This window comes from Paenibacillus sp. 2KB_20, assembly GCF_052115765.1.
Lineage (GTDB): Bacteria > Bacillota > Bacilli > Paenibacillales > Paenibacillaceae > Paenibacillus_AQ.
Genome location: NZ_JBFRHH010000003.1, coordinates 525,753 through 549,462, shown reverse-complemented (window position 1 = coordinate 549,462; position 23,710 = coordinate 525,753). Strand labels below are relative to the sequence as shown.

Here is a 23,710-nt window from a genome sequence, read left to right as displayed (position 1 = left end):
ATGAAACCGATCTTGTTGAAGTTATCCGGACTGCAGAGTTATCGAGAAACGCAGGAGATTGATTTTGAGACGTTGTGCGAAACCGGACTCTTCGGTATTTTCGGACCGACGGGAAGCGGGAAATCCACGCTGCTGGATGCTATTACTCTAGCCATGTATGGAAAGGTGGAGCGCGCAGTTAACGGAACCCAGGGCATCATGAACCATTCGGAGGACAGCTTGACCGTTTCCTTTACGTTTGAGTTGTCTTCCGCTGCCGGGCTGGAGCGATATCGGGTAGAGCGCCGATTCAAACGGGTCAACGAGCTCTCCATCAGCAATACGGTGAGTCGATTTATCCACGTTACCCCCGATGGGGATCAGGTGATGGCGGATAAATTGGCCGAAGTCACCCGCTGCGTAGAAGAGAAAATCGGACTTAAAATGGATGATTTTACTCGCGCGGTCGTCCTTCCTCAAGGAAAGTTTGCCGAATTCCTCTCCCTGAAGGGGAGTGAGCGTCGGCAGATGCTTCAGCGGCTGTTTCATTTGGAACGATACGGAGACCAGCTTGCGATCAAGCTCAGCCGCCGCGTTAAGGATACAGAGGGTTCGCTGAAATCCGTCGAAGCTGAACAGCAAGGGCTGGGCAGTGCAGGCAAAGAAGCTTTGGCGGAAGCGACTACGAGGCTGGAAGATGCCAAGAAACACGCGGTGTCATGCCGGAATCATCTCCAGGTCGCCATCGAAGCCCATGAAGCCATGGGTAAAATCCGTGAGTTGGATATGGAAAAACGGCGGCTGCAGGGGAAACTGGACGAGCTTGCCCTTCATGAGGAAGAGATGAAGGAGCTGGAACGAAAGCTTGAGCTGACAGGGGCGGCAGCCGCTGTTCTCCCTGCACTTGAGGCATGGCGGGAATCCGGCAAGGTCTGGGAGCAGCGGCGGCAGATTGCCGAAGGACTCACCGCCCAGGCTGCATCCGCTCAGAAGGCGGCGGAACAGGCCGTAAAGGCGGATGAAGCTGCCCAGGCAGCCCTTCGGGCCGAGGAGCCGAAGCTGGTGCTTCGGGAGCAGCAGCTGGAGCAAGCTGTTATATTGCAGCGGGAACGTGATGGATTACGGGAAGAACTGATTAGGCTGGATGCACAGCGAGTGGATGCACGCAAAGAGCTTGAAGGGGGAACTGCCCAACTGCAGAAGGAGCAAGAGCTGCTTGAACGAGGGAGAAAGCGGCAGGAGGAGCTTCAAGCCAAGCTGAAAGGGCTTGAGACCCGCTCTGGTGAGCGGCAGGCGCTTCATATGGCGATGCAGAAGGTTCAAGCCCTCGAGTCAGCCGGCAGACTCAAGCAGAAGGCTGAGCTTGATTTAAAGACACAGGAGAGCAAGCTGAAGGAGCAAAAGGCAAGGTTTATTGCCCTGCAGAAGCAGGAGCAAGAATTGCAGCAGCACTACATACAGCTCTCCGTGCAAGTTGACAGCTTGCAGCGTGATGCAGCCGAGGCCTCATCGTTTGCCGATCGGATGGCAGCCGCGGCAGCTCAGGTAAACCAGTCGATGAGCCAATCGCTTCGCGACAAACAGCTTCATGCCCTTTCCCTTTCGCTGGCCGCCGAGCTTCAGGCAGGAGCGCCTTGTCCGGTTTGCGGGAGCGAACATCATCCTCGCCCTGCTGCCTCATCAGGGCAGCCTGAAGATAATCTTGATGAGGGCATGGATCGGCTGACGCAGATCACGCATCAGATCCAGGAGGCCAGATTAACCCTGCGGGGGCAGCTTAACGAAGCGGAAGCGCTGGCTACACAGACGCGCTCGCAGATTGAGTCGTACGCAGATGACGAGCTGCTTGCCGTCAAACGCGACGGGCAAGAGCAGGAACGCGGATGGATGGAGGCGGCAGTGTCAGCCATACCTACCGCTGATAAACTGTACGATGTGGAAAGGCTTGCTTCGGATACAGCATGGCTCCTAAAAGCAGCCGAAACTCAGGCTGCTGCCATCGGACCATGCCGTACGGAAGCCTCCAAGGTACAGCAGAGTTTCTCCACATGCCAGCAGGAGCTTATGAAACAGAGCGCCGCGCTTGAGAATGGTCAAATGACATGTAACCAGCTGCGGGATCAGCTTGCAGGACTGGAAGCAGAAGCTGAGGGCATTCTGAATTCCTGGCAGGAAGTCAAGCCGGATTTCTCTCTGGAAGAGGCGGCCGGCCGTTTTAAGCTCATGCAAGAGAAGGATGCGGAATCCGAGTCGATCAAGGAAGGGCTTGAGCGGAGCGTTCCATTTATCGAGGAGAAGAAGCAGGCCGTCCTTCACTTGGAGCAGCAGCTTCGTGAGCTGGAGAAGCAGCTGATTCAATGGGATGCGCAGCGTGAAGGTAAGATGGAGGGGCTGAAGGATAAAGAAGAGCGTCTTCAGGCATGGATCGGCGACCGGTCGGCTGAGGAGCTGCTGGGCGAATGCCGGACCAGAATGACGATGCTGAATGAATCCGCTGAACAAGCCAGAAGCGAGTGCAGGAAGGCAGAGGAGAAGGCTCAGCATGCAGCCAAGGAAGCGGCTCTTGCAGAACAGGCTGAGGGAGCCGCGCAGGAGCAGCATCAAGCTGCCAAGCTTGCCTGGGAGAACCAGCTGGCAGGCTCACCGTTCGCTACGGAGCATGCCGTCATGGAATCCTGTTTAATCCCGGAAGAAATTGAACGATGTGCACAATTAGTGAAAGCCCATCGGGAAGGACAGCGGGAATGGACGCTGAGACTTCGCGACGTCGAACAGAAGCTAGGCGTAAGCCCTTTTCATGAAGAGGAGTGGGAACGGTGCTCAGGCGAGCTTCAGGCGGCCCGTACAGCCGATGAGGAGGCCCTTCAAGCGAGAGCTCGAGCTGAGCGGGACTTGGAAGACCTGAACAAACGTCACATCCGTTTTATGGAATTGGAAGAGCAGCGTCTTAGCCTTCAACGAGAGAGCGAGCGCTTGTCCAAATTGCAGTCCTGCTTGCGCGGAAACGCGTTTGTGGAATACATTGCGGAGGAGCAGCTGATGCAGGTGAGTCAGTCGGCTTCCCAGCGCCTTCGCTATTTGACCAAGCAGCGCTACTCACTTGAGGTGGACTCCGGGGGAGGATTCGTCATTCGGGACGATGCCAACGGCGGCGTCCGGCGTCCGGTATCCACACTATCTGGCGGCGAGACATTCCTGACCTCATTGGCCTTGGCTTTGGCACTCTCGGCACAAATTCAACTGCGCGGGCAATATCCACTGCAGTTCTTTTTCCTCGACGAAGGGTTCGGCACACTGGATCCGGAGCTGCTGGAGACGGTCATTACCGCGCTTGAGCGTCTCCATACGGATAAGCTGACCGTTGGCATTATCAGTCATGTGCCCGAGCTTCGGGCGCGTCTGCCGCGCAAGCTGGTCGTACGGCCGGCGGAGCAAGCGGGAGCTGGATCGCAGCTTGCGATCGAATCGATGTAATAGCGAAACATGGATGATGTGATCTAGATCACGGAAACAGCAACATGGCACTGTTATAGTACAGATAAGCCGACATATGTAAGAAGCACCGGGCAGGCGCTTGATCATGAGAGATTCCTATCTTTTTCCTTGCTCTCATGATCAAGCGCCTCCTTACTGGACAGCTGCGTTCCAGGGGTGCTTCTCTTTTTTTTTGTGAGTATGCCTTAATTGTCATCTATTGGACGCACTGCCTAATTTCTTATATGATAAAAGTATGTAAACGTAGGAAAGGGGTAACCGTAATGGATTGTCTTTTTTGTAAAATCGTAGAGGGTGAGCTTCCTTCCACGAAGGTACTCGAGAATGATAAGGTGCTTGTTTTTCAAAACATTAACCCGGAGGCACCGGTTCATGTCCTGATCATTCCCAAGAAGCATATCGCATCCATGAATGATATTCAGGATGAAGATTTGCTGCTGATTGGCGAGATGCACAAAGCGGCTAAAGAAGCCGCGGCGAAGCTGGGCATTGCGGAGAGCGGTTATCGATTAATTAACAACTGCGGGCCCGATGGGGAGCAATCGGTTTTTCATGTGCACTATCATCTGATGGGCGGTCGCCGTTTGGGCGCTTTAACAGGCATTTCACCTGCTCATACATAACATCAGGCCAAGGAAGAAATAGATCAGCCTCGCAGCGGAAGCGTCGCAGCGGGGTTGTTCTAATTCTTGCCACTATCGTAAAATAGACGTCTAAGGTTGACACCCTATTTCCGTTTGCCCTATAATGAAGTTTGATGAACCGTGTTAATGCTCTTGGACGGTCTGGTCGGAGGGAGGGAAAACTGGTGTCTGAAACTAAAGTTCGCAAAAACGAGACAATTGATGCTGCACTTCGTCGCTTCAAGCGTTCCATTGCTAAAGATGGCGTATTGGCTGAAGTGAAGAAACGCAAGCATTATGAAAAGCCAAGCGTAAAGCGCAAGAAAAAGTCCGAGGCTGCTCGTAAGAGAAAGTTTTAGGAGGATCTGAACTAGCATGAATCTTAGCGAACGATTGAACGAAGATATGAAGCAAGCGATGAGGAGTAAGGACAAGTTCAAACTCTCAACGATTCGAATGGTTCGTTCGACGATAAAAAATCTTGAAATAGATTTGAAACGAAGTTTGGATGACAACGAAGTGCTTGATATTTTTAGTCGTGAAATCAAACAGCGCAAAGATGCCCTCCAAGAATTTGAAAAAGCGGGACGCGACGATCTTGCCGCCGATGCAAAAGCAGAAATTGAGCTCCTTAGCGCCTACCTCCCGGAACAGCTTACTGAAGAAGAAATTAAAGTCATTGTACAGCAGACCATCCAGGAAACCGGTGCTTCTTCAAAAGCCGAGATGGGTAAAGTAATGAGCGCTCTCATGCCGAAAGTTAAAGGGCGTGCAGATGGAAAGCTTGTCAATCAAGTTGTTCAACAATTTCTGTAACAACATAAGTGAAACACCCCTTGTTTTCTCAAGGGGTGTTTTTTCTTTTTTTGTGGGTAATGCTTTCGAGGACCGCCTCTTCGCGATGTTTTTTTAAGAATGGGAATACTTTTTGAAACGAAATCGTTTCTGATTCGTAATAACTACCATATGAGTGCAAGTAGATACATATGCTTATGCAAAAGGCAGCTCGTTGAACCCTATTTGTCGAAGTAAGGGTACAGATGGCTTAATACGTCGAAAAGGAGGGGAACAGATTGAACAAACCGTTTTGGATCCGCAAATTCCTGACATTCACGGCAGCCGCCGTTCTGATGCTGATATCGGTCGGAATGTATGTTGGGCCAGTGAAATCCGCAATGGCGGCTAACATCGGCTCGGTTTACGTCATTCCGGTCAAGCAGCAGATCGAGCGCGGCTTAACAAGTTTTATGGAGCGCGGATTTAAGGAAGCCGAGGAGATGTCGGCGGGTCTTATTGTTCTGGAGATCGATACACCCGGCGGTCTTGTGGATCAAGCCGGCAAAATTGCCACCTTGATGAAGGACAGCAAGATTCCGATCGTGGCTTACATTACGGGCGATGCCGCATCAGCCGGCAGCTATATCGCGCTTAATGCAGATAAGATTGCTATGTCGCCTGGCAGCATGATCGGCGCAGCTTATATGGTCGATGCCAGAGGCAACCGGATTGAAGATGCTAAGCTGGTGTCCTGGTGGAAGAGCAAGATGGCTGGCGCTGCTGAAGCGAGCGGTCGAAACAAACAAATCGCGATGGGTATGGCTGATGTCAACCTAAAGGTCGATATGCCTGAAATCGGTTTGACCAAGCAGCCCGGCGAGGTGATATCTTTAACGGCTGATGAGGCACTCAAGACGGGGTACGCGGATACGATTGCAAGCAGCACCGACGAGGTGATAGCTTGGATGGAGTATTCCACCCAGGACGTATTTCGGATGGAGCCCACGTTCTCGGAGAAGCTGGCAACCTTTCTTACGCATCCGGGTGTGATGACACTTCTGTTGTTCATTGGTATTGCAGGCGTTATTATCGAGGTTATTGTTCCAGGATTTGGTGTGCCGGGAATCTTGGGTGTAGCGGCATTCGTACTGTATTTCTTTGGTAACCAGGTGGCCGGATTTGCCGGTTGGGAGACCTGGCTGCTGTTTGTGATCGGTATCGTGATGCTGGCTATGGAGCTGTTTGTGCCAAGCTTTGGCATACTGGGCATCATCGGCTCGGTAAGTTTGATTGCCGGCGTTGTGATGGCGGCCTACAGCACTTCTCATGTTGCCCTGTCCCTGGGCATTGCGGCAGCATCGGCTTTGGTGGCCATTATCGTGGTTGCCCTCGTATTCAAGGAACGAGGAGTATGGCGCAAATTCATTCTCAGTGACAGCTTATCGAGGGAGGAGGGCTATATTCCGAACGAAGACCGGGATGTGCTTATCGGTCTGGTCGGAACTTCGATTACGCCGCTTCGCCCGGCTGGAACGATGGAACTTGAGGGACGCCGACTCGATGTGGTTACGCTTGGAGGATTCATCGATTCCGGTCGACCGGTACGCGTCATTAAGACGGACGGTACAAGAATTGTTGTAGAAGAAGAAAAAGGGTGAACCCTACCACGGAATTGTGTAATATTAAAGAGCTAGTGTTTAAATGTTCCAAGTGATGAAAGCAAATACTCAATAATGGAGGGTAAACGAATATGGATGGTTCATTGGTACCGATTCTTCTGATCGGGGTTGTCGCGATCATCGTACTTAGCGTGTTTTTCAGTTTCTTCCCGTTAATGCTCTGGATCTCGGCGATCGCCTCCGGCGTTCGCGTCGGAATAATTACATTGGTGGCTATGCGCCTGCGGCGCGTAACACCAAGCCGAATCGTGAATCCGCTGATTAAAGCGACAAAAGCAGGCCTTGGTTTAAACATAAACCAGTTGGAAAGTCACTATCTCGCAGGCGGTAACGTAGACCGGGTGGTCAACGCCTTGATTGCAGCCCAACGTGCGAATATTCCGCTTGAATTCGAAAGAGCAGCCGCGATTGACCTTGCGGGACGCGATGTTCTGCAAGCTGTTCAGATGAGCGTTAACCCGCGTGTCATTGAGACACCAACCGTTGCCGCTGTAGCAAAAGATGGTATTGAAGTGAAAGTTAAAGCACGTGTAACCGTACGTGCCAACATTGACCGTTTGGTCGGGGGTGCAGGGGAAGAAACGATCATCGCCCGCGTCGGTGAAGGTATCGTTACCACGGTCGGTTCGAGTAATTCTCATAAAGACGTATTGGAAAATCCGGATTCGATCTCCAGAACGGTTCTCTCCAAGGGATTGGATGCCGGTACTGCATTTGAAATCCTGTCCATCGATATCGCGGACGTGGATGTAGGCAAAAACATCGGCGCGTACTTGCAGACCGAACAGGCGGAAGCCGACAAGCGTATTGCCCAAGCGAAGGCGGAAGAACGCCGCGCGATGGCGGTAGCCCAAGAGCAAGAGATGAAGGCTCGCGTCGTAGAGATGAGAGCACGCGTTGTGGAATCGGAATCCCAAGTTCCGCTGGCTATGGCTGAAGCGCTTCGCAGCGGCCAACTGGGCGTGATGGATTATATGAACCTAAAGAATATCGAAGCCGACACGCAAATGAGGGGTTCCTTCGGTAAGATGGGTGAGAATAATGACAATCCCGGTGACAACAAAACCAAGTAACGATGAGGTGAGCCTATAGTGAGCTGGTTATTCGATAATATTTACATTGTAGCTGTTATAGGCTTCTTCATTATCTCCGCCCTCGGAAGACGCGGCAAGAACCCTGAGGAGGGGAAAAACCCCCGTATGCCGTCCTTTGGTGGCGAAGGGGACCGTCCTGCAAGACCGGGGCAGCAGCGGCCACAGCGGCCTGAAGCAAGACGGGTACAGACGACTCCGCAAGTCTCCCGTCCGGCACCTGTTCAGGAAAGCACCCGGATCGAGCGGATGGATGAAGAAGAAGCGGGTACCGGAAACGGATATTCTCTTGAGCATCAAGAAATAGACCGAATGAAACGTGAGCTTGAAATGAATTCTAGCCATGACAGTATGGATTACCGAATCGAGATGATGCAGAGGGATCTGGACCGGATCCACTCTCATTTGAATCGGATGACCCTCGATATACCGGAAACCGTTGTCGAAATCCACGACGAAGAGCGAGAACAGAACAAGAATGATCGATCGTTTCTTGCAGAACAAGCTCGAAATGGCATTGTTTGGGCCGAAATTCTGGGAACTCCGCGTGCCAAGCGCCCCATGAATCCTCGGCGTTAAATTGGATGCAGTTAATAGATTCATAGAAGCGGGAGACCGCCTCGTCAGATTTTTTGACGGGGCGGTCTTTTTGCTTTTCATCTCATAAAACAGCTTCATGGGGCATAAAGTGTACAGTACAGGAAGGGGGAAAGTCTCCATATGTCCCGCATCAGCCGCAAGCTGCAGAAATGGACCCAAGAAATGCTTGATTTGCCACAGGACCTGTTATTTGATTTGCCGCGGTTGACCCTGATTGGCAATAAAGAGCTGCATATCGAAAATCATCGCGGAGTCCGGCATTTTTCCGAGGAGCGACTTGTGTTGTCTTTAACGCAAGGTTCTTTGGAGATTTCGGGAATCGGACTTGCGATTCAGGCTATTCAAAGTCATGAAGTGACCATCATTGGCACCATTCATCATATTCAATACATAGGAATGGGGGAGAAACCGTGAAGATTCCGACGATGATCCATCTTCGAGGATATTTGAAGCTCGCTGTTCGCGGTGAGCATGTGGAAGCATTCATCAATTCATTGGCGGAGGCGGGGATTCCGGTTTGGGATGTAACACCGACAGGGGCTCACTCAGCAGAGCTTAAGCTGCTGCTGAAGGATTTCAGAGGGCTCCGTCCGCTGTTAAAACGGACAGGCTGCCGTACGCGCATTAAGGGGCGTTACGGATCCCCCTTCAAAGCTCGCCGCCTGCTGAAACGCAAAGCGTTTGTTATCGGCGTTGTTGCGTTTTTTATGATCCTGCTGACGCTTTCCTCGATGGTGTGGAACGTGGAAGTAGAGGGGAATGAAACCATCGCTTCAGAAGATGTGCTAGATGCGGCCAAGTTGGAAGGGATCTACCCGTTTCAATGGATATTCAAGCTGCAATCGCTGGACAAGCTGTCCGGGAATATGACGGCCCGCCTCCCGGGAACTTCATGGGTAGGGGTGGAACGCAACGGGACGCGCATACGCATACAGATCGTAGAGGCGGCTGTACCGGAGAAACCGCCGCTTCAGAGCCCAAGGCATCTGATCAGTACGCAGGACGCTGTCATCACCCATATTTACGCCGAGAAGGGGGTTCCTAAAGTAGGGATTAACAGCCGGGTAAAGAAGGGCGACGTTCTGATCTCCGGTGTCCTTGGCGATGAAGAAAACTCGGAACGAATTGTAGCCAAAGGGGAAGTGAAAGGCCTTGTATGGCATGAATACGATATCGAGATTCCATTGGTGAAGACTCATAAAGTTTATACGGGGGAAGGGAAGAAGCGCTCCTATATCGTATTTGGCGATCGGGCCGTCCAGTTGTGGGGCTACGGGGATATTCCGTTTTCGCAGCAGGAGACCTTGACTTTCTATGATCCGCTTACTTGGAGGACGCGCGTGCTGCCACTCGGCTGGATGACGGAAAAGATCATGGAGGTTACCGAGGTCCAGCGGACCATAGGCGAGGATGAAGCCAAGAAAGAAGGAATCGAGGGGGCACGCCGGGATATTTTGGCGAAATATGGGGCGGATTCCAAATTCGTGAGCCAAAAAATTTTGCATGATAAGAAAGAGAATGGTAAAGTTTATATGAAAGTGCTTTTTGAGGTGGAAGAGACCATCGCGAAAGAACTTCCCATAGTATATGATCAAGGAGAATGAGGCTATTTGTCACAGCAAACGACCAGCATTCAAATTTTACTTCAAAGCGCGTCAGAAGGTCTGTCCTTATTCGGACCACAAGATACATTTCTTAAATTAATCGAAAAAGAAATTCCTGCGACGATTGATTCACGGGAAGCGGTCATCACCATTCGGGGACAACATCGAAATGTGGAGAGTCTTCAGCAGCTGTTTGAAGTGCTGCTCCAGCTTGTGCGCAACGGCTACATTTTGACCGAGCGTGATATTCTTTATGCAGTAGAACTTGCCAAGGATCTGAGAGCGGATCAATTGCTGGATCTGTACAAGGGCGAAATCACGACAACCTTCAAGGGTAGGCCTATTCGTGTGAAAACCATCGGTCAAAAGCACTATGTGACCACCATCAAGAAACGGGATATTGTATTCGGTATCGGTCCTGCCGGAACAGGGAAAACCTACTTGGCCGTTGTTCTGGCTGTTGCCGCACTGAAGGAAGGATCCGTCAAACGGATCATTCTGACAAGGCCGGCAGTCGAGGCTGGAGAGAGCCTAGGCTTCTTGCCGGGAGATCTGCAGGAGAAGGTTGACCCTTATCTCAGACCGTTGTACGATGCCCTATACGATGTCATGGGCCCGGATCAAACGGCCAAGGCACTAGAGCGTGGGTTGATTGAAATCGCGCCGCTTGCTTATATGCGCGGGCGGACGCTGGATGATTCATTTATTATTTTGGATGAAGCACAGAATACCACACCGGAACAGATGAAGATGTTTCTGACACGGCTTGGATTCGGCTCGAAGATGGTCATAACAGGGGATGTAACCCAGATTGACCTGCCGCGGGGCAAGAAATCAGGACTTATCGAAGCTAAAAGGATATTAAGCGAAATTGAGGAAGTCGGATTCGTCTATTTTGCCGAACAGGATGTCGTACGTCACTCTTTAGTACAAAAAATCATCGTCGCTTATGATAAAGCAGCAGAAAACCAAGATTAAAGGGGATTGTCGCAATGGCCTCCAAAGAACCATCGACGGACAAGTCCATATGGGGTAAAAACAGCGGATGGAAATATAGCGTGGCAACACGCTATATTCTGTTTTTGCTGCTTGCATTACTCTTTTATATCAGTCTAGCATCCAAGCTTTTGCCGGAGCGGTATGACATACAAGTCAATACGAAAAGCGAAAAAAATATCGTGGCGCCCGTGCAAATTGAGGATAGCAAGGCAACGCTGAAGGCACAGGAGGCGGCGGCGGAGAACGTACAGCCGATTTACCCTCTCGTTCCTCTGCGGAATGACGTTCTCGTTACACAAATCCTTGATCGCATTGAACGTGTGAATCAGGACGTGGATATAAGCTCCGCGGAAAAGGTGGAAGTTTATCGCAGAGAAATTCCGAGGATGGCCCGAGAATTCGTGCAAAACTTCGTGTCGGCCAACAGCACGAATGAAGCTTATTCCAAAGAGCTGCTTCAGGAAATGCAGCGGGTTATCGAAGAACAAACCTATCGGATCCCTGAGGAAACATTCATTAAGATACCGAGGTTGAATTCGGAAGATATTATTCAGATGAAGCCTGTAGCTCGCGAGATTGTATCCAGGCTGATGCTGAACGAAATCGTGGATGCCGATACGGCTCGTACCCGCGTGGCGGAGAGAGTGAATACAAGCTCGTTGAATGATCGGACCGCCAGGGAAGTCGTTCAGGAATTGGCGAGTTTAACGATTACGGCCAACAAGTTCTATGATGAGGTTGCCACGAAGAATGCGAAGGTTGAGGCCAGAGAGAATACCCCGCCCGTATTTATCAAACAAGGGGATATCCTTGTAGCGAAGGGCCAGATGATCACACCGGAGCTTTACGAGCTGCTTGGTAAAAATGGCCTGCTGAAGGACGATATCAATTACTGGCCGGAGCTGGGCGTTCTGCTTCTGTCCGTCTTGCTGTCTCTTGGCATACTCAATTTCATTCGGCAGTCGGAACCCGGTAAATTCAAATATAACAACTCGCAGCTGCTAATGCTGGTCCTGGTGTATGTGATCACGCTGATCCCCATGCATTTGACCGCATTTCTGCAAAGCGATTCCCAGATGTATGTGGGATATCTTGCACCTGTCGCGATTGGCGCGATTCTGATTACCCTGCTGTTGGAAACCTCGCTGGCCTATTTCAGCGTTATCATTTTCAGCATCATGGCAAGTGTTATATTGAACGTCCAAGGCGAATTGTTTGACTTCAAGTTCGGGTTATTCGCAGCCGTGACTTCTTGCGTGGCGATCTTCTCGATTCACCGCGCGAGCCAGCGGTCGACGATGCTGAAGGGCGGTATTATGGCTTCTCTCTTCGGCTCATTGATCGTGTTTATCATGCTGCTGCTCAATAACGATACATGGACTACGAGCGAAACGCTGTATTCGATCGGTTTTGCCATCGCGGGCGGCTTGTTAACGGCCATCCTGGTTATCGGGTTAATGCCGTTCTTCGAAGTAACTTTCGGTATTCTGTCGGCGCTGAAGCTGGTGGAATTATCGAACCCGAACCATCCGCTGCTCCGCAAACTGTTGACGGAGACGCCGGGCACTTATCATCACAGTGTCATGGTCGGAAATTTGTCCGAAGCTGCGGCGGAAGCGATTGGCGCCAACGGACTGCTGTGCCGCGTCGGTTCCTATTATCATGATATCGGAAAAACTAAGCGTCCGATCTATTTCATCGAGAACCAGAACAATATGGAGAACCCGCATGATTCCATTGAACCGAAGCTGAGCAAATCCATTATCGTTGCTCACGCAAGGGATGGCGTAGAAATGCTCAAGGAGTACAAGCTGCCTAAACCGATACGGGATATCGCAGAGCAGCACCATGGCACAACGTTTTTACACTATTTTTATCATAAAGCGGTTCGTCAGGCTGAAGAACAGGGCATCGAACCGGATTTCACCGAAGATGATTTCCGTTATCCAGGACCGAAGGCTCAATCCAAGGAGTCTGCGATTGTCGGCATAGCCGACAGCGTGGAAGCGGCTGTCCGTTCATTGCGTAAACCGACGGTGGAACAGGTTGAATCGATGATCGAGAAGATTATCAAAGGTCGTCTGGATGACCATCAGTTTAATGATTGTGATTTAACGATGAAGGAACTGGATATTATCGCCAAGACATTAAAGGAAACGGTGATGGGGATTTTCCATTCCCGGATCGAATATCCGGAAGATGTGAAGCGTCCCAAGCCGTCCGCACCAAATGGCGATATCTCGACTGCTTCCGAGACATCCGCAACATAGTGAGGAACAGAGAAGGAGCGTATAAGAATGAGCCTGCAGCTGGCATGGAATAATGAACAAGAGGATTTTCAGATTAGCGAGGAATGGATCGCCCTGCTTGAAGTGATTCTTCAGAAGGCCGGAGAGGCTGAAGGCGTAACCGATGGAGAGGTGGATCTGACCTTTGTCGATGATGAGCAGATCCATGAATTGAATCGGGAGTATCGTGGAATCGATCGTCCGACCGACGTTCTCTCCTTTGCAATGAATGAGATTACGAACGATGAGCTCGAGATCATTTATGAGATCGAAGAGGGAGAAGATCTGGAGAGCGTGCCGGATGTTCTGGGTGATATCATTATCTCGGTCCCTCGGGCGAAGCTGCAAAGCGAAGAATATGGTCATTCCTTGGAACGGGAGCTTGCTTTTCTGTTCGTTCATGGATTTCTGCATTTGCTCGGATATGATCATCAGGATGAGGCGAGCGAAGCGGAAATGATGGGCAAGCAGGAGGCTGTACTTGCAGAAGTAGGATTGACAAGATAGTGAAGCCGCACAGACAATCGTTATACAGGGCATTTGGGTGCGCGATACGCGGCATCTTGACGGCTGTACAAACGGAACGCAATATGAAAATCCACATTGCTGCTGCCTTGATTGTATTCATCGCAGCAGCTTTGCTGCAATTGGATCGAATGAGCTGGTTGTTTTTGTTATTGGCGATTGCCCTCGTATTTATCGCGGAGCTGGTGAATACTGCAGTAGAGGCCATTATCGATCTGATCTCGCCAGAAGAACATGTTTTAGCTCGGGTGGCTAAGGATACAGCAGCCGGTGCAGCGTTAGTTGCAGCGGTGTTTGCCGTCGTAATCGGTATTCTGGTCTTCTATGAACCGCTATGGGAATGGATACAATCAATGACAAGTTGAACAATAGGAGGAACTGGATATGGATGCAGGATTATTAATGCAGGAAGCGATTAAAGCACGTACGCGGGCGTACATACCCTATTCGGCATTTGGGGTGGGGGCAGCCCTGCTCGATTCGCACGGAGAGGTACATCTTGGCTGTAATGTAGAGAATGCCGCATATGGCCCTACCAATTGCGCTGAGCGTACAGCATTGTTCCGTGCGATTGCCGATGGTCATGAAGCAGGAAGCTTCCAGGCCATTGCCATCGTTGCCGATACGGAAGGCCCGTGCACGCCTTGCGGGGTATGCCGGCAAGTGCTGGTGGAGCTGTGCAAGCCGGATATGAAGGTGATCATGGGAAATATGAAGGGTGACATCAAGGAGACGACCGTCAGTGAACTGCTGCCGGGAGCGTTTGGTCCTTGGGATTTAAACAAGCAGTAAGTTTGCAAATGAACAGGAACATATCAAGGTTTACCCAACATGTAGAAACAGGAACAGTAGCGGAGGAATGGTATGCAAAAAAAACAATTTAAGTCCGGGTTTGTGGCTATAATCGGAAGACCAAACGTAGGGAAATCAACGCTGATGAACCAGGTGATCGGTCAGAAGATTGCCATCATGTCGGACAAACCGCAAACAACACGGAATAAAATTCATGGCGTTTATACGACCAACGATTCTCAAGTGGTGTTTCTGGATACACCGGGAATTCATAAACGTCAATCCAAGCTCGGGGATTACATGAATCAGACCGCTTTGAGCACGCTGGGCGAAGTTGAAGCCGCCTTGTTTCTGGTAGACGCTTCCGAGGGAATCGGCGGGGGAGACCGTTATATCGCCGAGCAGCTGCAGAAGATCAAGACTCCGATCATCCTGGTCATGAACAAAATCGACAAGATTGAGCCGCCCGCTCTGCTGCCTCTGATTGAGCAATATCGGAAGCTGCATGATTTTGCTGAGATCGTCCCGATTTCCGCGAAGCTCGGCAATAATGTCGACACGCTGCTTGAACAGATACAGAAGTATTTGCCTTCTGGCCCGCAGTATTATCCTGAAGACCAGGTGACGGATCATCCAGAGCAGTTCGTGTGCGCAGAGCTGATTCGCGAGAAAATTTTGCATATGACAAGAGAGGAAATTCCTCATTCCATTGCGGTTACCATCGAGGATATGCGGGTGGAGGAGAACGGAACCGTATATATTTCAGCCGTGATTTTTGTAGAACGTGACTCCCAAAAGGGCATCATTATCGGCAAGCAGGGTGCTCTGTTAAAAGAAGTTGGCAGACAAGCTCGTCAGGATATTCAAAGGCTGCTCGGGTCCAAGATTTTCTTGGAACTCTGGGTGAAGGTTAAAAAAGATTGGCGCAACCAAGAACGCGTTCTTCGCGATCTCGGATTTCACCGCGGGGAATAAAGCCGTAGTGCAAATCGGAGCCAAATCATACACGGCGCCGCCTGCCAACAATTGCATTTCATAAATCTGCTCTAGGCGCACATCCTAATTTTCGTAGATGCGAAACGTCATTTCCGAAGAGAGGATGAATACGAATGCGAGATTTTTCGTGGAAGTATTTTGCGATGACTGGAGATGTCGATGCGTATTTGCTGTATAAGCAAACCGAGTGTGAGTCGGTTCTTACAGCTGCATCCGTTGAAGATGAGGCGGCCCCGCATGAAGAAGACGAGTAATTATTGGTTGTTCCAGGAATGGTTGGGGGAAAGCGCATGCTATATCGGGCGGAAGGGATTGTCATCCGCAGCATGGACTACGGTGAAGGGAACAAAATCATTACACTTTGCACCAAAGAATCGGGCAAGGTAGGCGTGCTGGTCAGAGGAGCAAAAAAGGTGAAAAGCCGACATGCTGCTCTGACTCAGCTATTTACCTATGGAGAGTATGTTTTCTTCCGAAATGGTACGGGGCTCGGCAACTTGAATGCCGGTGAGATCATGGAGTCTCATCACGGGCTCAGGGAGGATCTTGTGAAAGCTGCCTATGCTTCTTATGCTTGCGAGCTCTTGGATCGGGTGCTGCAGGATGAGGAGACGGGCGCTTTTTGGTTTCATCAGCTCAAAGCTTGTCTGGAGGCTCTTCAGGAGGATAAGGATCCTCAAATTATCATCAATCTGTACGAGATGAAAATTCTGCAGGCCGCAGGGTACGGGCCGGAGCTGGATGTGTGCATCTCGTGTAATCAGCCGAGAAAAGACGAGGATTTGCTGGTGAGCCCCCGTCTTGGCGGCGTCCTGTGCCGTTACTGCAAACATTTGGATCCGCCGGCGATGGCGATCTCGCCCAGAACGTTGAAGCTGCTCCGCCTGTTTGGACGGCTGGATTTAAGACGGCTCGGCAATGTGGATGTAAAGGACGAAACGAAGGCCGAGCTCAAAAAAATCATGCGGGCCTTGATGGATATGCAGCTTGGGCTGCGTCTGAAATCGCAAAACTTTTTGGATCAAATGGACAAGTACAATATTTGACGTAAGATATAGAATGAGGTATTATATTTATCAGTTTATTAGTTTTTTGAATATTGACATGCATTGAACGGGAAAGTAGTGAATGATCGATCCGAGAAATAGCGAGCCGGGGGCGGTGGAAGCCTGGTGGGAGATATTCATGAACAGGGCACCCGGGAGCATGATGAAACGATAAAGTGGGTTTTGTTGATCGCTGAAGACTAGGATTCTGTAGGCGACGCAGCAGGGCCAAGTAGGGTGGAACCGCGGGAAGCTACAGCTCTCGTCCCTATGTCTGTACAACAGGCGTAGGGCGAGAGCTTTTTGTTGTACAGAGAATGGATACGTATGACGGAATGAATTAGAAAAAGAATGTAAAGGAGCTAAAATCATGAATTTTCAGCAGATGATTTTGACGCTGCAGCAATTTTGGGCAGAACAGAATTGCATCATCGTGCAGCCGTACGACACGGAAAAGGGTGCCGGTACGATGAACCCGATGACATATTTGCGTTCGATCGGACCCGAGCCTTGGAATGTGGCTTATGTAGAGCCTTCCCGTCGCCCTGCTGACGGCCGCTATGGAGAGAACCCGAACCGTCTGTATCAGCATCACCAATTTCAGGTCATTTTGAAACCTTCGCCGGACAATATTCAAGAGCTGTATTTGGAGAGCTTGAAGCGTCTTGGCATCAATCCGCTTGATCATGACATCCGTTTTGTTGAGGACAATTGGGAAGCGCCGACGCTTGGTGCATGGGGCCTTGGCTGGGAAGTATGGCTGGATGGTATGGAAATTACGCAGTTTACGTACTTCCAGCAGGTTGGCGGCATTGACGCTAGCCCAGTCGCTGTAGAGATTACCTATGGTATGGAGCGTCTTGCCTCCTACATCCAGGATAAAGAGAACGTGTTTGATCTGGAATGGGTAGACGGCATCACCTATGGAGACGTATTCCATCAGCCGGAATTCGAGCATTCGAAGTACACTTTTGAAGTATCCGACGTGAAGATGCTGTTTACGCTGTTTAACATGTATGAAGAAGAAGCGAACAAAGCAATGAACCAAAATTTAGTATTCCCGGCCTACGATTATGTTCTAAAATGCTCCCACACGTTTAACCTGCTGGATGCCAGAGGGGCGATCAGTGTAACGGAGAGAACGGGATACATTATGCGCGTGCGAAACCTGGCTCGTCAGGTTGCAGCCACATATTTGGAGGAGCGCGAGAAGCTGGGCTTCCCGCTGATTAAGAAAGGGGGCGCAGACCATGTCTAAGGATTTATTGTTTGAAATCGGTCTGGAAGAAGTCCCGGCGAGATTTCTGCGCGCCGCGATGGAACAGCTTCAAGACAAATTGGTCAAATGGCTGGATGCTTCCAGAATCGGACATGGCGAAGTAACGGCATATGCTACGCCGCGGCGTTTGGCGGTATGGGTACAGAACGTTGCGGACAAACAAGAGGACGTCAGCGAAGAAGTGAAAGGGCCTTCCCGTAAGATCGCATTGGATGACAGCGGACAGTGGAGCAAGGCAGCGCTTGGCTTTGCAAAAAGCCAGGGCGTAGATCCCGCGAGTTTTACGTTTAAGGAGCTCGGCGGAGTAGAGTATATCTATGTGACGAAGAATAGCGTCGGCGTGGATACGAAGTCGATCCTGTCCGAAGGACTTCTTGGCATTTTGACTTCGATGACATTTCCGAAAAATATGCGCTGGGGGGCGCACGAATTTAAATTCGTTCGTCCGATTAAGTGGATGGTCGCTTTGCTCGGCAGTGAGACGATTGATCTGGAAATTACGGGCATGAAGGCGGGCAACGTGACCCGTGGTCACCGTTTCCTTGGCGGAGAAGCCGTTATTCCTGAGGCATCCGCTTACCGCGATGTATTGCGCGAGCAGCATGTCATCGTAGACGTGAATGAACGCCAAGAGATGATTGTGTCGCAGATTCAGGCATTGGCCAAAGAGAAGGATTGGAATATCGCCATCAAGGATGATTTGCTCGAAGAGGTATTGTTCCTGGTTGAGACTCCAACTGTGCTGTATGGATCATTCGACTCCTCATTTCTCCATATTCCGCAGGAAGTATTAATTACTTCAATGCGTGAGCATCAGCGGTACTTCCCTGTACTGGATAAGCAGGGACAATTGCTTCCGTTCTTCGTAACGGTGCGCAGCGGAGACAGCCGTTCCCTTGACGTTATCGCAAGAGGGAATGAGAAGGTGCTGCGGGCTCGTTTGTCGGACGCCAAATTCTTCTATGAGGAAGATCAGAAGCTTCAGATCAAAGATGCCTTATCGAAGCTGGAGAGCATCGTTTTCCATGAGGAGCTGGGGACCATCGGTGATAAAGTCCGCAGAATCCGCCGGATTTCCGATCAGTTGTCCGCGAAGCTTAGCATTTCGGCTGACGAAGCCGATTCTGTGAGCCGTGCAGCTGATATTTGCAAATTCGATCTGGTGAGCCAGATGGTTTATGAATTCCCTGAACTGCAGGGGGTTATGGGAGAGGATTATGCAAGAAAAGCCGGTGAGAAGGAGCAGGTCGCCAAAGCGGTGTTTGAGCATTACCAGCCTCGCTTCGCCGGTGACGCAGTGCCTTCCACCTCGGTGGGATCCATCGTAAGTATCGCGGATAAAATCGATACGATTGTGGGATGCTTCTCCATCGGCATCATTCCGACAGGCTCCCAGGATCCTTACGCACTGCGCCGTCAGGCTGCGGGCATCGTTCAGATCATCTTGGAGCACAAATTCCCGGTGACGTTATCGGACGTCTTCGGCGTGGCCCTGGAGGTTCATGAGAACATTCGCGTATTGAAGCGCTCGACGGATGAAATCCGTAAGGACCTTAAAGAGTTCTTCGGGCTTCGCGTGAAGAAGCTGCTGTCCGAAGATCAGCGTTATGATGTGGTGGATGCCGTGATTACCGCTGGATTTGATCATGTGGTGTCGGTTGTATCCCGCGGTCACGCGCTGATGAATGCTGTGGATCATGTCCAGGACTTCAAGGCGACGGTGGAATCCTTCAACAGGGTCAGCAATTTGGCTGCCAAGGCCGGCAAGGCTGCGGTCAATCCTGAACTGTTTACGGAAACGGAAGAAGGCAAGCTTTATGAAGCTTGGAGCGCGATCCGCGAAGATTACCATGCCGCGCTGCAAGCTGCTGACGGTGAACGTTCATTGTCCTTGCTGGGTGGACTCAAAGAACCGATTACCGGGTTCTTCGACTCCGTTATGGTCATGGCTGAGGACGAAGCCGTTCGGGCCAATCGTCTCGCACTGCTCTCCGGTATTGATGGAGATTTGAAGCGTTATGCCGATTTCACAAAATTAGTGTGGTAGTAGTGACAGCATGATTTTACTAATGTTATAATGCATTGTTCAGTGAAAGCGACAGCCCGTGATTATGCACGGGATGGCGCTTTCGCTATGAACGGACGGAATCAAGCAAGTGAGGGTCATTGTTTATTTGAAGAGATAAGAAAGTATAAGCTTCAGAGGTTTACCATCCTGTATCTCGCAAGAAAAACTTCCGCTATACGCGGTCTGTCTTCTGTGAAAGTACGTCGATAGACGTTTTTCTTAGAAGCAGGATTTTAATCGGTCAAAGACGTATATAATAATATACAGCATAAAGATGAATCCCAAGATTAACGATAAAAGCCGGTGATGCGAATGAACGAAAGCAACTCCATTTCGATCGTGGTTGACGGTGATGCATGTCCAGTCAAGAAGGAAATCGCAGAGACTGCTCGTACATTTCGTGTGCCGGTACTGCTTGTTTCTTCCTATGATCATCTGCAGCAGGCAGAAGAAGGGGTTACGACGGTCCAGGTGGATCGGAGTGATCAAAGTGCGGATCTATACATCGCTAACCACATATCCAGGGGGGATATCGTGGTGACGCAGGATTATGGACTGGCTGCACTTGCGCTTGCCAAATCATGCCATGTGATATCTTTTCGTGGTCGTATTTTCCATAATGCGGATATCGATTTCATGCTGGATTCCCGTCACCATCAGGCGAAGGCGAGGAAGCAAGGAAAGTATGGCAAAGGGCCCAAAAAACTGCTTGACGAAGACCGGAGTTATTTTCAACATAAACTGACAAAACTTTTGCATGAATTGCAGGAGAATGTCCACCCGTAGCGAATACTATTTACGTGCCAAAAGAGATGAAGGTGGTTTGGATGAGTACCGGACAAGGTAATATTCCGGATGATGTCATTGAGGAAGTACTGGCCAAAAGCGATATTGTGGACACGGTCAGCAAATACGTGCATCTTACCAAACAAGGGAAATACCTGAAGGGCTTGTGCCCGTTTCACTCAGAGAAGACTCCTTCCTTTACGGTTACACCGGAACGCCAAATCTTTTACTGCTATGGCTGCGGTAAGGGCGGAAACGCCATTAAATTTAGAATGGAAATCGAAGGATTTTCTTTCCCCGAAGCCGTAAAGACAATGGCAGAAGAGAATGATATCTCGTTGCCGGAAGGTCAAGGAGTTCCCGTAATTCCTCGTAATCCGGAAAAAGAACGTTTGATTGAAGCCTATGAGCTTAGCGCCAAGCTGTACCATTTCCTATTGAAGAATACGGAGCATGGTACAGAAGCCATGAAGTATTTACGATCCCGTGGAATGAGCGACAAAATGATTGACCAGTTCCAAATCGGTTATGCGCCAGATCGTTGGGACACGCTCGTTCAGTTCCTGACGAAGCGAGCCTTTGACTTGAAAGAGATGGAAAAGGGCGGTTTATTATCCGCAAGAAATGAACAAGAAGGCTATCTCGACCGTTTTCGCGGACGAATCATGTTTCCGATACATGACCGCAGCGGCAAGGTCATTGCTTTTGCTGGCAGAATACTGGGGGACGGTCAACCGAAGTATCTGAATTCCCCGGAGACACTTCTATTTAATAAGAGCCGCACATTGTACAACCTGCACCAGGCAAAGACATCCATACGCAAATTGCGTCAAATTCTGTTATTCGAAGGTTACGGTGATGTCATTTCGTCATGGGAAGCAGGACTTCACAATGGTGTGGCAACGATGGGGACCTCTCTAACGGAAAACCAAGTAGCAATCATGAAATCGGTGGCTGAAGAAGTTGTTGTTGTCTATGACGGTGATAAAGCCGGTATGGCTGCTGCGTTAAAAGTCATTCCAATGCTGGAAGGCGTTGGTCTCAGAGTACGAATCGCTTTGGTGAACGAAGGAATGGATCCCGATGATTACATCCGCAAATTCGGTGCCGAGCGTTTCAGGCATGTAGTAGAAACAGCTGTTTCAACAACAAAATTTAAACTTATATATCTGAAGAAAAACCATATACTGCTAGAAGAAGATGGTAAGATTGCGTACGCCAAAGAGGCATTGCCCATTATCGCAGTACTGAATTCCTCAACTGAACGAGAAGTTTACTTGAGGGAATTGTCCTCCGAGCTTCATCTTTCCTACGAAAGTCTTAAGCAGGATTGCAATCTGCTACGGCAATCGATGCAAAAAAAGATGGGCGATGGGGATAATAAGGAAAAAAGGTGGAATAATGGTAGGCATAAAAAAGGGCGCCAGCCCGCCCCGGTACTTCTGCCTGCTTACCATGCTGCAGAACGGCGGCTGCTGTCGCTGATGCTGCAGGATGCGGAAGCCGCGCGATACGTTGGCGATCGCCTGGGAGAAGCGTTTAATATTGAAGATCATGCGGCAATTGCTGCTTATCTATATGCTTTTTACGCACAGGGTAAATCTCCGGATATCAGCCGTTTCATGTCATCGCTCCACGACGATCGTTTGGAAATGACGGTCAGCTCGATCATGATGATGGAAGCACCAGCCGATTGGAATGTTCAAGTGCTCGATGATTGCATACGTGAGGTGCTGAAATTTCCGCAGCAGAGAGAGATCGACCAGAAAAAAGAAGAGATGATAAAAGCGGAGCGCTCAGGTGATTTTTTGCGAGCCGCACAAATTGCAAGTGAGATTATCGCCCTAGAAAGACAATAAAGCCCCGCACATTGCTGTTTCTAGGGAGGAGGGAGTCGAATGATGGCGAATGATCAGCATACTGAACTAGAAACGGAATTTACGCTGGATCAAGTCAAGGATCAGTTGATTGAACAGGGTAAAAAGAGATCCGTATTGAGCTATAAAGATATTATGGAGAAATTATCGCCATTTGATCAGGACACGGAGCAGATGGAAGAGTTCTATGAGCAGCTGGCCGACCTGGGTATCGATGTAGTAAATGAGAATGATGAAGAGGGTACTCACCGGCAATCGGGAGATTCTGAATCCCATGATAATGAGGATTTTGGGTTTGACGACGATCTTTCACTGCCTCCTGGGATTAAGATTAACGATCCGGTGCGGATGTACCTGAAGGAAATTGGACGGGTTCCGCTGTTGTCAGCTGATGATGAGATTGAACTAGCCAACCGGATTGAACAGGGGGATGAGGAAGCCAAGCGCCGTCTGGCTGAAGCCAACCTGCGTCTTGTTGTAAGTATCGCGAAGCGTTATGTCGGACGAGGAATGCTGTTCCTGGATTTGATTCAGGAGGGCAACATGGGTTTGATCAAAGCCGTGGAGAAGTTCGATTACAAAAAGGGTTTCAAATTCAGTACGTATGCGACCTGGTGGATTCGCCAAGCGATCACCCGTGCTATTGCTGACCAGGCCCGTACCATCCGAATTCCTGTGCATATGGTGGAGACCATCAACAAACTGATTCGTGTATCCAGACAGCTTCTGCAGGAGCTCGGACGCGAGCCTTCGCCGGAGGAAATTGCTGCAGAGATGGAACTCAGTGTTGAGAAAGTTCGGGAGATTATGAAGATTGCCCAGGAGCCGGTTTCGCTGGAAACGCCAATCGGTGAAGAAGACGATTCCCATCTTGGCGATTTCATCGAGGATCAGGAAGCGCTCGCTCCTGCGGATGCGGCTGCTTACGAGCTTCTAAAGGAACAGCTCGAAGATGTGCTGGATACGCTGACAGAGCGCGAGGAGAATGTCCTTCGTCTTCGTTTCGGACTCGATGATGGGCGCACGAGAACACTGGAAGAGGTCGGCAAAGTGTTCGGTGTTACACGCGAACGGATTCGGCAGATCGAAGCGAAAGCGCTCCGTAAGCTTCGTCACCCAAGCCGCAGCAAGCGGTTAAAGGATTTTCTCGAATAGCTTAATCCACGGACCTTCTGCAGTAACGGCAGCAGGTCCTTTTTTTCGAAT

Annotated in this window: 22 protein-coding genes; all 22 read left to right on the top strand. The window is 50.1% G+C overall.

Features of this window, described 5'->3' with window-relative positions:
- The 22 genes from AB4124_RS11920 to rpoD all read left to right on the top strand — a co-directional run bounded on the left by AB4124_RS11920 (position 1) and on the right by rpoD (position 23,659).
- Positions 1–3,453 carry an AAA family ATPase gene (locus tag AB4124_RS11920; protein WP_441972978.1) on the top strand — a complete coding sequence of 1,151 codons (3,453 nt, stop codon included), beginning with the start codon at positions 1–3 and terminating at the stop codon, positions 3,451–3,453.
- Between the two features lie 284 nt (positions 3,454–3,737).
- The gene (locus tag AB4124_RS11915) at positions 3,738–4,097 is read left to right on the top strand and encodes a histidine triad nucleotide-binding protein (protein WP_071222932.1); all 360 of its coding nucleotides are present in this window, start codon (positions 3,738–3,740) and stop codon (positions 4,095–4,097) included.
- Positions 4,098–4,282: 185 nt separating this feature from the next.
- Positions 4,283–4,456: a 30S ribosomal protein S21 gene (rpsU, locus tag AB4124_RS11910; RefSeq protein WP_005547957.1), complete on the top strand. Its 174-nt coding sequence runs from the start codon at positions 4,283–4,285 to the stop codon at positions 4,454–4,456.
- 16 nt (positions 4,457–4,472) lie between these two features.
- The gene (locus AB4124_RS11905; protein WP_053489149.1) at positions 4,473–4,913 is read left to right on the top strand and encodes a GatB/YqeY domain-containing protein; all 441 of its coding nucleotides are present in this window, start codon (positions 4,473–4,475) and stop codon (positions 4,911–4,913) included.
- A gap of 314 nt (positions 4,914–5,227) precedes the next feature.
- Complete coding sequence (locus AB4124_RS11900) at positions 5,228–6,532, top strand: NfeD family protein (protein WP_083659561.1); 1,305 nt, start codon at positions 5,228–5,230, stop codon at positions 6,530–6,532.
- A 92-nt stretch (positions 6,533–6,624) separates the two neighbouring features.
- Positions 6,625–7,626, top strand: coding sequence for a flotillin-like protein FloA (gene floA / locus AB4124_RS11895; RefSeq protein ID WP_076320586.1), 1,002 nt, complete (start codon positions 6,625–6,627; stop codon positions 7,624–7,626).
- A gap of 18 nt (positions 7,627–7,644) precedes the next feature.
- Positions 7,645–8,223, top strand: coding sequence for a hypothetical protein (locus AB4124_RS11890; RefSeq protein ID WP_076320587.1), 579 nt, complete (start codon positions 7,645–7,647; stop codon positions 8,221–8,223).
- 141 nt (positions 8,224–8,364) lie between these two features.
- Positions 8,365–8,658 (top strand): sporulation protein YqfC, encoded by a 294-nt coding sequence (gene yqfC / locus AB4124_RS11885; protein WP_441972975.1) that lies wholly within the window; start codon positions 8,365–8,367, stop codon positions 8,656–8,658.
- Positions 8,655–9,848, top strand: a complete 1,194-nt coding sequence (gene yqfD, locus AB4124_RS11880; protein WP_441972973.1) for a sporulation protein YqfD — start codon at positions 8,655–8,657, stop codon at positions 9,846–9,848. Before yqfC ends, yqfD begins: the two co-directional genes overlap by 4 nt.
- A gap of 6 nt (positions 9,849–9,854) precedes the next feature.
- Positions 9,855–10,826 (top strand): PhoH family protein, encoded by a 972-nt coding sequence (locus tag AB4124_RS11875; RefSeq protein WP_339271919.1) that lies wholly within the window; start codon positions 9,855–9,857, stop codon positions 10,824–10,826.
- 14 nt (positions 10,827–10,840) lie between these two features.
- Positions 10,841–13,117, top strand: coding sequence for an HD family phosphohydrolase (locus AB4124_RS11870; protein WP_441972970.1), 2,277 nt, complete (start codon positions 10,841–10,843; stop codon positions 13,115–13,117).
- 27 nt (positions 13,118–13,144) lie between these two features.
- Positions 13,145–13,642 carry an rRNA maturation RNase YbeY gene (gene ybeY, locus AB4124_RS11865; protein WP_441972968.1) on the top strand — a complete coding sequence of 166 codons (498 nt, stop codon included), beginning with the start codon at positions 13,145–13,147 and terminating at the stop codon, positions 13,640–13,642.
- The gene (locus AB4124_RS11860; protein ID WP_076320592.1) at positions 13,642–14,025 is read left to right on the top strand and encodes a diacylglycerol kinase family protein; all 384 of its coding nucleotides are present in this window, start codon (positions 13,642–13,644) and stop codon (positions 14,023–14,025) included. The genes ybeY and AB4124_RS11860 overlap by 1 nt, the downstream gene beginning before the upstream one ends.
- A 19-nt stretch (positions 14,026–14,044) precedes the next feature.
- Positions 14,045–14,452 carry a cytidine deaminase gene (gene cdd / locus AB4124_RS11855; RefSeq protein WP_076320593.1) on the top strand — a complete coding sequence of 136 codons (408 nt, stop codon included), beginning with the start codon at positions 14,045–14,047 and terminating at the stop codon, positions 14,450–14,452.
- A gap of 72 nt (positions 14,453–14,524) precedes the next feature.
- A complete protein-coding gene (gene era / locus AB4124_RS11850) occupies positions 14,525–15,427 on the top strand; it encodes a GTPase Era (protein ID WP_339271920.1) in 903 nt (300 codons plus the stop codon).
- A gap of 134 nt (positions 15,428–15,561) precedes the next feature.
- Positions 15,562–15,702, top strand: a complete 141-nt coding sequence (locus AB4124_RS11845) for a YqzL family protein (protein ID WP_441972965.1) — start codon at positions 15,562–15,564, stop codon at positions 15,700–15,702.
- 36 nt (positions 15,703–15,738) lie between these two features.
- Positions 15,739–16,494, top strand: coding sequence for a DNA repair protein RecO (recO, locus tag AB4124_RS11840; RefSeq protein WP_339271921.1), 756 nt, complete (start codon positions 15,739–15,741; stop codon positions 16,492–16,494).
- Between the two features lie 370 nt (positions 16,495–16,864).
- Complete coding sequence (glyQ, locus tag AB4124_RS11835; protein WP_071223067.1) at positions 16,865–17,752, top strand: glycine--tRNA ligase subunit alpha; 888 nt, start codon at positions 16,865–16,867, stop codon at positions 17,750–17,752.
- Positions 17,745–19,820 (top strand): glycine--tRNA ligase subunit beta, encoded by a 2,076-nt coding sequence (gene glyS, locus AB4124_RS11830; RefSeq protein WP_441972963.1) that lies wholly within the window; start codon positions 17,745–17,747, stop codon positions 19,818–19,820. The genes glyQ and glyS overlap by 8 nt, the downstream gene beginning before the upstream one ends.
- 327 nt (positions 19,821–20,147) lie before the next feature.
- Positions 20,148–20,627 carry a YaiI/YqxD family protein gene (locus AB4124_RS11825; RefSeq protein ID WP_430113142.1) on the top strand — a complete coding sequence of 160 codons (480 nt, stop codon included), beginning with the start codon at positions 20,148–20,150 and terminating at the stop codon, positions 20,625–20,627.
- 41 nt (positions 20,628–20,668) lie between these two features.
- Positions 20,669–22,486: a DNA primase gene (gene dnaG / locus AB4124_RS11820; protein WP_430112694.1), complete on the top strand. Its 1,818-nt coding sequence runs from the start codon at positions 20,669–20,671 to the stop codon at positions 22,484–22,486.
- A 42-nt stretch (positions 22,487–22,528) separates the two neighbouring features.
- Complete coding sequence (rpoD, locus tag AB4124_RS11815; RefSeq protein WP_076321292.1) at positions 22,529–23,659, top strand: RNA polymerase sigma factor RpoD; 1,131 nt, start codon at positions 22,529–22,531, stop codon at positions 23,657–23,659.
- Positions 23,660–23,710 lie beyond the last annotated feature (51 nt).